The sequence below is a fragment of the Pusillimonas noertemannii genome (assembly GCF_003096595.1).
In the GTDB taxonomy this organism is placed as follows: Bacteria; Pseudomonadota; Gammaproteobacteria; order Burkholderiales; family Burkholderiaceae_B; genus Pusillimonas; species Pusillimonas noertemannii.
In genome coordinates this window covers 168519-181053 of record NZ_QEKO01000005.1, presented here as the reverse complement: position 1 = coordinate 181053, position 12535 = coordinate 168519, and the positions used below count along the sequence as shown (strand labels likewise).

Genomic DNA, 12535 nt, shown 5'->3' with positions numbered 1-12535 from the left:
AAAACACCTATGGCTAATACCGCCCAAGCACGCAAGCGCGCCCGCCAATCGGTTGCGCGCAACAAGCATAATTCCAGCATGCGCTCGATGCTTCGCACATCGATCAAGCGCGTGCGCCAGGCCATCGAAGCCGGCGACAAAGCCGTGGCTACCGAAGTCCTGCAAAAAGCCACCAGCGTCATCGACCGCGTGGCCGACAAGAAAATCATCCACAAAAACAAGGCTGCCCGCCACAAAAGCCGCTTGGCTGCCGCCGTCAAGGCACTGGCCTAAAGCCACGCAGCTTTCGGTTTAATCGGCTCGGGGCCAGCCCCCATAGAACAGGACGCATCGGCGTCCTGTTTTTTTTGCGCCGGCCGGCCCTGTGCTTTCGGGTTATAGTTTTCGACGAAGCAATAGCCCCCAGTCCCTGCACTCGTCAGCCAACCGCCCATGCCCGATACCAAGCCCACACTGCTGCAGCTTCTTGCCCTGCCCAAAGTCCTGCCCGATGCCCAGCAACGCCTGGAAAAGCGCTACCACTGCCTCAAACTGTGGGAAGCCGACGACCCGAACCAACTGATGCGCGACCACGGCGAAGAGGTCGAAGTCTTGCTTACCAGCGCCTTCCATGCCGCCCGGGCCGCGCTGATCGACCAGCTTCCCAATCTCAAGGCCATCTGCAGCCTTGGCGTGGGCTACGACAGCATAGACATCGGGCATGCGCATGCGCACGGCATCCAGGTCAGCAACACGCCCGACGTCCTCAACGATTGCGTTGCCGACCTTACCTGGGGCCTGATTCTTTCCACCCTGCGCGGCATGGGCCACGCCGAGCGTTTTGTGCGCGAAGGCAAATGGGAAAGCCAGTTGGCCACCCTGCCCCTGGGCAGGCGGGTCACGGGCAAGCGTCTGGGCATTGTGGGGCTTGGCCGCGTGGGCTTGGCCGTAGCCCAGCGCGCCTCAGGTTTCGAGATGGACCTGCGCTACCACAACCGCCGGCCCCGAAACGACGTGGCCTGGACCTACGAAAGCGATCTGCTCGCTCTGGCCGACTGGTGCGACATCCTCGTGGTGGCCACCGTGGGCGGCCCTGAAACCCGGCACCTGATCAACCAACGCGTGCTCGAATCCCTGGGCCCCGAAGGCGTGCTGATCAACGTGGCGCGCGGCTCGGTCGTAGACGAAAAAGCCCTGATCGAAGCGCTTGCCCACGGCACCATCGCCGCCGCAGGGCTTGACGTATTCGAGTCCGAACCCCACGTGCCCGAAGCCTTGAAGGCCCTGGACAACGTGGTGCTGATGCCCCACATTGCCAGCGCCACCCTCGAGACGCGGCAAGCCATGGTCAACCTGGTGGTCGAGAACGCGGAATCGTATGCGCGCAGCGGCAAGGTGCTGACCCCTGTGCCGCAAGCCGCGGCAATAAAAAAGCCCGGTTAGCCCGGGCGCATTCGTGTTGGGATTTCCCTTTCTGATGTTCGCAAGTCGTTGTCGCGGGCGAACTCTTCGACAAAGTTCCAGGCCAGGGGTTCGAGCTGGCGCAAGCGATGGTCTACGACGACGCAGCGCAACCCCTCGACGACCGTGGGCACGACATAGGGAGAGTAGCTGAGCGGGCCGCCGCCCGAGCCCCCCGGACGAAACGGGGACATGACCCCTGCCAGGCGCTCGGCCCAGTCGCTGGGCCGAAAGCGTTGTCCCGAGCGGGTAACGCCATGAATGATGAATTGCTTGACCACGCCCTGCTGTTGATCTTCCGGCATCTCGAACCTGCAAAACTAAAGAGAACATCCTTGCGCCGCGCCGACCATGAAATTTCGGCGCTGCGCGAAGATTGTATATGATAGCTACAATAGTCGTCTTTGACCCAAGGCTTAATATGTCCCAGCAACAGCAAACAGGCCCCCTGCGGCATTTTCTTCAGTTTCGCGACTTTACCAAAGAAGAAATCCTGTACCTGTTCGACCGGGCAAAGCTCATCAAGGACAAGTTCAAGCGCTACGAACCGCATCGCCCCCTGCACGACCGCAACCTGGCCATGGTCTTTGAAAAAGCCAGCACGCGCACCCGGGTTTCGTTCGAGGCCGGCATGTACCAGATGGGCGGCTCGGTCATCCACCTTACCACCGGCGATTCGCAGCTGGGCCGCTCTGAACCCATCGAAGACACCGCGCGCGTCATCTCGCGCATGGTCGACCTGGTGATGATCCGCACCTTCGAGCAGACACGCATCGAACGCTTTGCCGCCCACTCGCGCGTGCCGGTCATCAACGGGCTTACCAACGAATTCCATCCCTGCCAGATCCTGGCCGACATCTTCACCTTCATCGAGCACCAGGGCCCCATCCAGGGCAAGACGGTCGCCTGGATAGGCGATGCCAACAACATGGCTTATACGTGGCTGCAGGCCGCCGAGATACTGGGCTTTACGCTGCACGTCTCGGCCCCCAAGGGCTACCAGCTCGAGGCCGCCCGCATCGGCCAGCCGTCCGCGCAAGTGCTGCGCCAGTTCGACGACCCCATAGAGGCCTGCCGTGGCGCCCACCTGGTCACCACCGACGTCTGGACCAGCATGGGCTACGAAGATGAAAACGAGGCGCGCCGCAAGGCCTTTGCCAACTGGTGCGTCGACGCCGAGATGATGGCTGCGGCCGACCCCGCCGCCCTCTTCATGCACTGCCTGCCCGCCCACCGCGGCGAAGAGGTCAGCGCCGACGTCATCGACGGCCCGCAAAGCGTCGTCTGGGACGAAGCCGAGAACCGCATGCACGTGCAGAAGGCGCTGATGGAGTTCCTGCTGCTGGGGCATTTGTAGGCTTCTCGTACCGCCCCCCCCAGGGCTTTCCAGGCATGGCGACTGAGTATCGCCTGCACAGGCTCCGCCATGATGCCGCCTTGCTATCGCAATTACCCCTGAAAAAATAGCCGCTTCGTAGCGGCTATTTTTTTACCTTGATGCCCTTTCGTGCATCGGCCCCGCTCGGCTGGGCGGGCCTGACTCTGAAAGGCCTATTTCTCGCTGTCGTCCTTCAGCTGCGGCAGCGCCGAACCCTTGCCCGACAGCAGGCCGGCCTGGGTGTAGGTGAAGAGCTTGTCGCGCGTGTCGGTGATGTCGAGGTTGCGCATGGTGAGCTGGCCGATGCGGTCGCGCGGCGAGAACACGGAATCGCCCTTTTCCATGGTAAGACGCTCGGGATGGTAGGTAAGGTTGGGCGACTCGGTATTGAGCAGGGAATAGTCGTTGCCGCGACGCAGTTCGAGCGTGACTTCGCCGGTGACGGCGCGCGCCACCCAGCGCTGGGCGGATTCGCGCAGCATGATGGCCTGCGGATCGAACCAGCGGCCCTGGTACAGCAGGCGGCCCAGCTTGAGGCCGTTTACGCGGTATTGCTCGATGGTGTCTTCGTTGTGTATGCCCGTGACCAGGCGCTCGTAGGCGATGTACAGCAGGGCCAGGCCCGGAGCCTCGTAGATGCCGCGGCTCTTGGCCTCGATGATGCGGTTCTCGATCTGGTCGCTCATGCCCAAGCCGTGGCGCCCGCCGATGCGGTTGGCCTCGAGCATGAGCTCGACGCTGTCGCTGTATTCCTGGCCGTTCAGTGCAACAGGGCGCCCTTCCTCGAAGCGCACCGTGACTTCCTCGGCCTTGACCTGCACGTCGTCGCGCCAGAAGGCCACGCCCATGATGGGCTGCACGATGCGGATGCCGGAATTCAGGTGCTCGAGATCTTTGGCCTCGTGGGTGGCGCCCAGCATGTTGGAGTCGGTGGAGTAGGCTTTTTCGGCCGACATCTTGTAGTCGAAACCGTGCTCGCGCATGTATTCGGACATTTCGGCGCGGCCGCCCAGCTCGTCGATGAAGGTCTGGTCGAGCCAGGGCTTGTAGATCTGCAGGCCCGGGTTGGTAAGCAGGCCATAGCGATAGAAGCGCTCGATGTCGTTGCCCTTGTAGGTGCTGCCGTCACCCCAGATATGGACGTCGTCTTCTTTCATGGCGGCCACCAGCATGGTGCCCGTTACCGCGCGCCCGATGGGCGTGGTGTTGAAATAGGTGACGCCGGCGGTGGAAACATGGAAAGCGCCGCACTGCAAGGCGGCGATGCCTTCGGCCACCAATTGCTGGCGGCAGTCGATGAGGCGGGCGTTTTCGGCGCCGTACTGAAGCGCCTTGCGCGGAATGGCATCGTAGTCGGGTTCGTCGGGCTGGCCCAGGTTGGCCGTGTAAGCATAGGGAACCGAGCCCTTGTTGCGCATCCAAAGCAAAGCGGCACTGGTATCCAGGCCGCCCGAAAATGCGATGCCGACCTTCTGGCCGACCGGAACGTTCTCAAGTATGGTAGTCATTGCGTGCGCCAAAATCTGAATACGAAATTCTACTACGTACGCGGAAACTTCTCTTGTTCGCGCGCAGCCTGCAAGGCTTGCGGCGTATCGATGTCCATGAAGATGCCGTCGCCCCGCACCGGTACGGCCACCACCTGCCCACCCAGGCGTTTGAGCAGCGCACGGGCGCCCTCGTCGCCCCGCAGAGTCATGAGCGAAGCAAGGGCCTGGGGCGCCCAAAGCACCGGGTTGCCGCGCCGGCCTTCGAATTCGGGCTGGTAGGCCGCCGCGGGGGGCAACCCCACCCTGCGGGACGTCGTTCGGCTCCCTGTGCCAGGCGGCGGATGCGTGCCGGGATCCGCATCGCTCGGATCGGCGCCGGCGTTGCCATGGACATTGCCACCGGCATCGGCGCGATAGGCTTCGATGAGCCGGTCGACGACCGCCGCGCCTACTTGCGGCATGTCGCCCAGGCAGATCATCAGCGCCTCGCCCGGCCGGGCCGCCCGCGCGGCGGCGCGCACCGAGGCGGCCAGCCCCTCGCGGTAATCGGGGTTGTGGATGAACTCGACGTCCAGGCCCGACAGCGCCGCGCACACCGCCTCGGCCTCGTGGCCCAGCACCACGAACACCCTGTCGCAGCCTGAAGACAGCGCCTGCATGGCCACCTGACGCACCATGGGCTGGCCATCGACCTCCTGCACGAGCTTGTTGAGCGCGCCCATGCGGCGGCTGAGGCCCGCCGCGAGGACGGCCACGGCAACAGGCGGGTTTCGCAGGCTGGAGGAATCCGAGGCGTCCGCCTCGTCATGCAGGCTGGAAGCACGCCCGGAATGCATTGCGGGGGGGTCGGCGCTGGGGTTCATCGGCTCTGGATCAAAGTCGTTCGGCATAGGACAAGCATACCCGCAAAGCCTCAACGGATATTTCTGCCCGCGGCGCCCACACAGCGGCCGATGTTTTGCTAAAATAGCCAGCTTTCGGGGACGTAGCTCAGCTGGGAGAGCGTCGCGTTCGCAATGCGAAGGTCGGGAGTTCGATCCTCCTCGTCTCCACCAGATTCAAGGCAAGGGCCCATCGGCAACGATGGGCCTTTTTGCGTGTTGAACCCTTGCGCCTTAATCGCCGTCCTCCTCATCCAGATGGAATCGATGCACGATGCGATGAACAAGCGGCGCAAGAATGATGCCCATTGTTCCCACGAACACCAGGCCTACGAACATGCTGTACAGGGCAAAGAACAACTTGCCTGCAGCGGTTTCAGGCACGATGTATGGGCCTATGCCCCCAACGATAAGGGCGGTGTTGAGCAGCGCTTCGTGCCAATGCACGGGTTCGAGCGAGACATGGGCGGCTACGCCGATCACGACGGTGGCCGCCATGATCGCCAGTGCGTACAGCACATGCACGGCGGTGCGGCGCAGAAACCGCATGCGAGGCAGCAAGGGCTGGTTCTTTGATTCGTACATGATGCTCTAGGCGCGGCGCGTTGTTTTCGTGGTCGACATGCCCGCCGATCATAAGATACATTTGCGAATCCATCCATATGCCCCCTTACATGCATACACTTGCCCACCATTGGACTCGCGCCCTGACGCTGGCTGCCGCGCTGCTTCTGCTGCAGGCGGGCGGCGGCGCTGCGCGCGACGCCTTGCGTTTCAGCCGCCAGGCGATAGAGCACGGCGAGTGGTGGCGACTGTTCTGCGCGCACTTCGTACATCTTGGCTGGGCACATGCCGCACTCAACGCGCTGGGCGTGCTGCTGTGCTGCGCCCTGGCGCCGCAACTCTTCAATCGCCATGTCTGGCTGAAGACGGCGGGCCTGGCCTTGGGTGTGGGGGCGCTATTGTGGTGGTGCTCGCCCGAGGTATCGGCCTATGTGGGCCTTTCCGGCGTGCTGTACGGGTTGTTCGTGTTGGGGCTCTTGCCCCAGGCCTGGCGCGGCGACCGGCTGGCGGCCCTGGCCTTGCTGGCCACTGCCGGCTGGATGCTCTGGCAATGGGGCGTCGGCCCCTCGACGGCGGAACAAACCATGATAGGCGGACGCATTATCAGCATTGCGCACGTCTACGGGTTCGGGCTAGGCTTTGCCGGCGCCCTCGTCACGACGCTGTCCCAACAGGAAAAACACCAATGAAGCCTGTCTTATCCAAAACGTTTGTCGCCGCCCTGCTGGCTTTGCCGCTGTGCAGCGCCCACGCGATAGCCGATCCGGCAAAACAAACGCCCGCCTACATCCAGTTGCAGCGCCCCGTGCTGATCAACGCCGACCTCTGGACCGACAAGCCCGAAATACTCGCGGCCAACTACGGCTTCGAGAACATTATCGGGGTTCCCGACCTGCTTGGCGCCGACGACCTGCCCCGCGCCATTGCAGCCGGAGCCGGGGTGAATCTTGATTGGGCGCAGCTGGATCCAATACCGCCGCTGCGCAATCTGACCAGCGCCGCCGGTGTACTTGGCTCGGCAGTGGCGGGCTTTGGCGCCACTCCGCAGTTCGCCGACGCCATGCCCATCGAAGTCAGTTGGCCCCTGCTGCCCGGCTCCGTCTCTCCCGACAACATCGCCATAACGCTGAACACGGGCGAAATCGTTACGCCGCAGGCAGCCGCGCTCAACCCCAACTATGACCACAATGAGCGCCACGTCATCGTGGTATTCGGCAAGTTCGGCAATCGCCTGTCCCCCGACGCTGTGGGCGCGGTTTATCCGATGGTGGTCTCTTTCGTCGAAGGAAACTCGCCCTTGATGGCGGTCGGCCCGGAGGGGCCGGTGTCCTTGACAGGGCTGTCGGCGCCCAGCAGCAACCCCTACGTGGCAGGACCGGCTCTGGTGGGCGCCAAGCTAAGCCGTTTTTCACCCGCCGGAGACTTTCCGCCGCCCGCGCTCAGCAATGCGTTCCCAAACGACGCCTATTCGCTGTACGGCGGCAACGCCCAGTACCGGCTGCGCCTGTTCACCTCGGGCGGGTTCTCGCCCGACGGCGTAAGCGGTTTTCTGCCGACAGACTTCGAGACCTTCTTCCGGCTGCACGCACTCGATTCCGGCGGAAATCCCATCGTCCTGGACAAGGCGGGCAAAATCTATGATCTGGGCGCCGGGAAAATCGAGATCGTCGGTCTGGCCGAGGTGGGAGCACCGACGGAAGGCGTGCCCGACCGAGCCTATTACTCCGAAGACCACGACAATTATTTCGACATTGTGATCAAGGGCGATGCGGCCGCTGTGCGCCTGCTGCAGTCGGTTGAAATACCCACTTCAGGCGTGGCCGGCTACAGCGACATCTACAACCCCGGCGGCCCCGGGCGCACGCCTCAGCCGGACACCACATACACCATGCCCGCCCGGCCCCAGGTGTTTCCCATCGCCCATAGCCTTGATCAGCCGCGCACGGTCAGCCACGCCAGCCAGTCGCTCGCCGGCTACGACCTGGACAGTGACCTGCCGGTGGTATTTCGCCTGCGTGCGAAGGACCAACCCGACATCCTGACCAGCGACTCGCAATGGGCCAATCAACTGGTGGGCGGGCAAAGCCACGAACTCGAACAGGTCGCCTTCGCCAATGAAACCGACCGGGCCGGCGTCAGCCCGGTGCTTGCCTACACTTCGGCCAGCGGCGACCGCCTGTACACGCTTGATCCCGCGGAACAGGCCGTGCTGGACCAAGATCCCGACTGGAGCTTGGAAGGCCGCGCGTTTGGCGCCTTCGACAGGGCGTGGCCCGGGCTCGACCCCGTGTACCGCTTTTACGACAAGAACACCGGGCGCCATATATTCACGTCCGACAGCCATTACGACAAGAGATCGCAAGGAGCCGACAACCTGGGCATTGCCTGGTACGCCGCATTGTTCGTGCCACCGCCGCCCGCCCCACCGGAGAGCTCCGGAGGAGGCGCGGCGGGGGTTCTCTGGCTGCTTGGCTTGGGCTTGATATGGCGATCGAGGCGCTTCATGGCGCCCCGCTCCGCGGCGGGCTGAAAACTCGTGTCAAAATCGGGTTGGCCGGATACATAGGACTGACTCATGGCAAACACCCGATCCATCAGCCTGGCGCTGCAAGGCGGAGGCTCGCACGGCGCCTTTACCTGGGGCGTGCTCGACCGATTGCTGGAAGACGAGCGCATCGTCATCGACGCGATCAGCGGCACCAGCGCGGGGGCCCTGAACGCCGCAGTGCTCGTCAACGGCTACGTCCGTGATGGCGCGGCGGGCGCCCGTGCGGCGCTTGACGACTTCTGGCTGACGGTCAGCGGATACGCCGGCTTCAGCCCCATACGCCGGACATGGGCCGACCATCTGATGGGAAACTGGAACTTCGACAGCTCTCCCAGCTATCAATGGGCAAACCTGTTCAGCCAGTTCGTGTCCCCCTACCAAAGCAACCCTCTGAACATCCATCCGCTGCGCGACGTGCTGCAGCAGCAGCTGGACATCGACGCGGTGCGCAGTTGCAAGGACATGCGGTTGTTTATCGCCGCAACCAACGTACGCAGCGGACGGGCACGCATTTTCGACAAGAGCGACCTGTCCATAGACGCCCTGCTGGCATCGGCATGCCTTCCACACCTGTACCAGGCGATCGAGATCGACGGGGACGCCTATTGGGACGGCGGCTACATGGGCAACCCCTCGATCTGGCCGCTTATCTACAAAGCCGAAGCGGCAGACGTCGTGCTGGTGCAGATCACCCCGCTGGAGCGTGACGAAGTGCCCCGCAACGTCCCCGACATCAGCAACCGCCTGGACGAGATCGCCTTCAACTCGTCGCTGATGCACGAGATGCGCGCCATCGCCTTCGTCAAGCGCCTGCTCGACGAAGGCGCCTTGAAGGAACCCTATGCGTCGCGCTATAAGAACATGCGCATGCACATGATCGGAGACCCCGACAGCCTGAAAGTGCTCGGGGCCACCAGCAAGCTCAACGCCGAGCGCGATTTCATCGACCACCTGAAGGAAATAGGCCGGCAGCGCGCCGAAAGCTGGCTGGCCGAACACTTCAAGGACCTGGGCAAGAAATCCACCCTGAACATCAGGGAAACATTCCTGTAGGAGAAGACCATGCCACGCCTACCCCCAACAATCGGACTGGCCCTGGGCAGCGGATCAGCGCGCGGCTGGTCGCACATCGGCGTCATTCGCGTGCTGGAAGAGGCCGGCATCTCCCCAGACATTGTCTGCGGCACTTCTATCGGATCGCTGGTGGGCGCGGCCTATGCGGGTGGGCAACTGGAACCCATGGAGGCCTGGGTTCGAAGCCTGACATGGCAAAGCGTGGTCGGCCTGCTCGACTTCACCGTCAACGGCGGCCTGATCGCGGGGGAAAAGCTCTTTTCCTTCATCCGCACGCATTTCAACGACCAGGACATCGCCACCCTGCCCAAGCCGTTCGGCGCCATTGCGACGGAACTCGTGACAGGCCGGGAAGTATGGCTGCGTGAAGGCTCCATGGTGGCAGCCGTGCGCGCATCCGCCGCCCTGCCCGGGCTTTTCACCCCCGCCCAGCTCGACGGGCGCCTGCTGGTCGACGGAGCGCTGGTCAATCCCGTTCCGGTGTCGCTGTGCCGGGCCATGGGCGCGGACGTCGTCATTGCGGTCGACCTGAACTCCGACCTGATCGGCAGGCGCTTCGAGGCCGAAGAGGCGCCCGCCGAGCCGCCGCCAAGCCGGTTCTCGGCAGTCTGGGAAAAGCTGCCGCTGGGCCTGGGCCAGCTGAAAAGCGGGCCTTCCAGCTCGACGGAAATGCCGTCCATTTTCGATGTGCTGAGCATCAGCCTGAACATCATGCAGGTGCGCATCACCCGCAGCCGGCTGGCCGGCGAACCGGCCGACGTGCTGATACGGCCGCGCCTGGCCAAGTTCGCATTGATGGACTATCACCGTGCGGCGCAAGCCATCGAGGAAGGTGAACGCGCGGCGCGTTCGATGCTGCCGGAAATCAACGACCTGCTTGGCCGCCCTTGAAATCTCCATAAGTCCGATCATTCACCGGCCCCGGCTGTGCTGCAGGCGTCGCGCCCGTGCTTGGGCAATTTGTTCCGCCGGTAAGCCCGGCCGGCTTGTTACAAAGTAAATTTTGCAATGCGTGTCAATATATGACAAAGTACTTGCCGCTTAACGCCGGCAGGCAGGCTATAGGCGCCCTCGCGCCCAACGCGCCTGAACACACAGGAGAAGCCATGCATTACAAATCAACCGTCCATATCCATCCGCCCAGCCCGTGGTCTCGCTGGCTGCTGCTGCCCCTGCTGGCCCTGATGCTGCTGTTGACCGCCTGTGGCGGCAGCGGCGACTCGTCCAAATCGGACGACCAGGCGCGGGCCACCGTGCTGGTATACGTGGTGGGGTCCGACCTGGAGGACGAAGCCGACATGGCCACGGGCAACCTCGAGGAAATGATGAAGGTCGGGTCCAGCCAGGACGTCAACATCATCGTGGAAACCGGCGGCGCCGACAAAGACGGGTGGCGCACGGTAAAACGCCAGAAGGTTCTCAAGGGCAGCATGGAGGTGATCGCCGACGAGGGCGTGCAGCGCATGACCGATCCGGACAACCTGCAAAAATTCATCGAATGGGGGGTCGAAGCCTATCCGGCCAAGTCCTACCACCTCGTATTCTGGAACCATGGCGGCGGCCCCCTGGGGGGCTTCGGCGGCGATAGAAACTTTCCCGGCACGGGCACCATGTCCATGCCCCAGATCGTCCAGGCCCTTGAAGGCGCCAAGCAATCCACCGGCGCCACATTCGATCTGGTCGGCTTCGACGCCTGCCTGATGGCCAGCGCCGAAGTGGCCTACATGCTTAGCCCCTATGCGCATTATCTGGTGGCCTCGCAAGAAATCGAGCCGGGCCCGGGCTGGGACTGGACCTCTTACCTGAACCACGTGGTCGGCGACAGCGGCAGCACCGCGGTCAGCGCCGGCAAGGTCATTGCCGATGCCTACATGGCCAAGACCGCCAGTTTGCAGTCGAACTTCGCCACGCTGTCCGTCACCGACCTGAGCAAATCGGCCGCACTCATTGAAAGCGTGGACGTGATCGCGCGCGCCATCGTCGAAAAGCTCAACACCGGCACCGCCGCGCAGCAGTACAGCGCCTGGGCCGACCTGGCTTATGTACGCCGCGTCACGCACGACTTCCAGACCTCGTGGATGTTTGGCAATATGTTCGACCTGGTGGACCTGACCGACTTTGTCACCAAGGCTCCGGTGGGCATGTTCGACTATACGCCGGAACAGGTCGAGGCCGTTCAAAACGCAATGAACGAAGCCATTGTCTACAACAGGCATGGCAAGGAACTCCATGCCGCAAGCGGCCAGACACTGTACATGCCGCTGGTCAGCGCGCAGCCCGAGTACGGCGCCGCCCATCTCCGGCTTCATTCGGCGCTGGACATTCCGCAAGGCCTGAAAGACCTGGTCAGGCGCTATATCGAACTGGCCGCCAGCCCCGACCTGCCGAAGCCTTCGCTGGGTACGCTTGAAAAAACGGGCGATACGGCCTACGCCCAGCTGAACAATCCTGGCTTCGCGGCGCTCGAATACGCCAATCTGTGGAACAACGAGAACCCGAACATTCCCCAGCACCTTGCCGTCAAGCCCCTGGACGGGTCGGTGCCCGCCGGCGTCGGGCAAGACGACAAAGCGTACCTCGCCGCGCGTCCCTACGACGGCTGGTTCCGCCTGCCCAGCGCCGTGGGCGACTCTGTCCTGGTCAGCGTCCTGCCCGACGACACGCCCCGCATGGCCGCCGGCTATGCCATGTACACCGTTCCCGTCTTTGCAGTCGATGAAGACGAGGACAACGAACCCGGCGGCCGCATCAACGGCGAGTCGGGCGTGCTGCTGGTGGAATACAACGAAGACGACGCCACCGCCGCCAAGACCTATCGCGTCGTGGGCTTCCTGGCTGGCAACGGCTCCAGCCCCCTTGCCAGCCGGGCCGACCCCAGCGTTCTGAAGCAGGGACAGAAGTTCCATCCCCTCGTCCTGACCGACGGTGAATGGCTGCCCGATCTCAGCCGAACCATCATCGGCTTCGACGCCGGCGACGACGATACGCCGCAAGACCAATGGTGGCAGCTGCAGCCCGCGACTTCGCACGAACTGTGCGGCAGCGATTGCGGCTTCAGTTTTGGCATCGTCGATTATCAAGGCAAAATGACGATGTAGAAACTTCAAACTGCCAGGCTGCCGGTCCGATCGCCGCCCAACGGCCCGCTCGCCCGGCGGCC

Annotated in this window: 12 protein-coding genes and 1 tRNA gene; 9 read left to right on the top strand and 4 right to left on the bottom strand. The window is 63.3% G+C overall.

The window, feature by feature from the left end; genetic code table 11:
* Window positions 1–9 precede the first annotated feature (9 nt).
* Both rpsT and C7440_RS16100 read left to right on the top strand, forming a co-directional pair.
* The gene (gene rpsT / locus C7440_RS16105) at window positions 10–273 is read left to right on the top strand and encodes a 30S ribosomal protein S20 (RefSeq protein WP_017523689.1); all 264 of its coding nucleotides are present in this window, start codon (window positions 10–12) and stop codon (window positions 271–273) included.
* Between the two features lie 159 nt (window positions 274–432).
* Entirely contained in the window at window positions 433–1422 is a 990-nt protein-coding gene (locus C7440_RS16100; protein WP_116519237.1) for a 2-hydroxyacid dehydrogenase, read from the top strand.
* On the opposite strand, the gene C7440_RS16095 is transcribed toward C7440_RS16100, so the two are convergent.
* Window positions 1419–1745 (bottom strand): DUF3579 domain-containing protein, encoded by a 327-nt coding sequence (locus C7440_RS16095; protein ID WP_116519236.1) that lies wholly within the window; start codon window positions 1743–1745, stop codon window positions 1419–1421. The two genes, C7440_RS16100 and C7440_RS16095, sit on opposite strands and share 4 nt — an antisense overlap.
* Before the next feature lie 116 nt (window positions 1746–1861).
* Between C7440_RS16095 and argF the strand changes: the two genes are divergently transcribed.
* Window positions 1862–2797, top strand: a complete 936-nt coding sequence (gene argF / locus C7440_RS16090) for an ornithine carbamoyltransferase (protein WP_017523692.1) — start codon at window positions 1862–1864, stop codon at window positions 2795–2797.
* A gap of 194 nt (window positions 2798–2991) precedes the next feature.
* Here argF and argG read toward each other — a convergent pair whose 3' ends face one another.
* Window positions 2992–4326 carry an argininosuccinate synthase gene (gene argG / locus C7440_RS16085; RefSeq protein ID WP_116519235.1) on the bottom strand — a complete coding sequence of 445 codons (1335 nt, stop codon included), beginning with the start codon at window positions 4324–4326 and terminating at the stop codon, window positions 2992–2994.
* Between the two features lie 32 nt (window positions 4327–4358).
* Window positions 4359–5198: a nucleotidyltransferase family protein gene (locus C7440_RS16080; protein ID WP_083851229.1), complete on the bottom strand. Its 840-nt coding sequence runs from the start codon at window positions 5196–5198 to the stop codon at window positions 4359–4361.
* 89 nt (window positions 5199–5287) lie between these two features.
* Between C7440_RS16080 and C7440_RS16075 the strand changes: the two genes are divergently transcribed.
* Window positions 5288–5363: transfer RNA gene (locus C7440_RS16075), tRNA-Ala, on the top strand.
* Between the two features lie 60 nt (window positions 5364–5423).
* On the opposite strand, the gene C7440_RS16070 is transcribed toward C7440_RS16075, so the two are convergent.
* Window positions 5424–5774: a two pore domain potassium channel family protein gene (locus tag C7440_RS16070; protein ID WP_116519234.1), complete on the bottom strand. Its 351-nt coding sequence runs from the start codon at window positions 5772–5774 to the stop codon at window positions 5424–5426.
* 89 nt (window positions 5775–5863) lie between these two features.
* On the opposite strand from C7440_RS16070, the gene rrtA reads away from it, so the two are divergent.
* The 5 genes from rrtA to C7440_RS16045 all read left to right on the top strand — a co-directional run bounded on the left by rrtA (window position 5864) and on the right by C7440_RS16045 (window position 12473).
* Window positions 5864–6442 carry a rhombosortase gene (gene rrtA, locus C7440_RS16065; RefSeq protein WP_243410950.1) on the top strand — a complete coding sequence of 193 codons (579 nt, stop codon included), beginning with the start codon at window positions 5864–5866 and terminating at the stop codon, window positions 6440–6442.
* On the top strand, window positions 6439–8283 hold the full coding sequence (locus C7440_RS16060) for a hypothetical protein (RefSeq protein WP_116519232.1): 1845 nt from the start codon (window positions 6439–6441) through the stop codon (window positions 8281–8283). Before rrtA ends, C7440_RS16060 begins: the two co-directional genes overlap by 4 nt.
* Window positions 8284–8328: 45 nt before the next feature.
* The gene (locus C7440_RS16055) at window positions 8329–9354 is read left to right on the top strand and encodes a patatin-like phospholipase family protein (RefSeq protein WP_116519231.1); all 1026 of its coding nucleotides are present in this window, start codon (window positions 8329–8331) and stop codon (window positions 9352–9354) included.
* Between the two features lie 9 nt (window positions 9355–9363).
* The gene (gene rssA, locus C7440_RS16050; RefSeq protein ID WP_116519230.1) at window positions 9364–10266 is read left to right on the top strand and encodes a patatin-like phospholipase RssA; all 903 of its coding nucleotides are present in this window, start codon (window positions 9364–9366) and stop codon (window positions 10264–10266) included.
* 215 nt (window positions 10267–10481) lie between these two features.
* The gene (locus C7440_RS16045) at window positions 10482–12473 is read left to right on the top strand and encodes a clostripain-related cysteine peptidase (RefSeq protein ID WP_165832622.1); all 1992 of its coding nucleotides are present in this window, start codon (window positions 10482–10484) and stop codon (window positions 12471–12473) included.
* Window positions 12474–12535 lie beyond the last annotated feature (62 nt).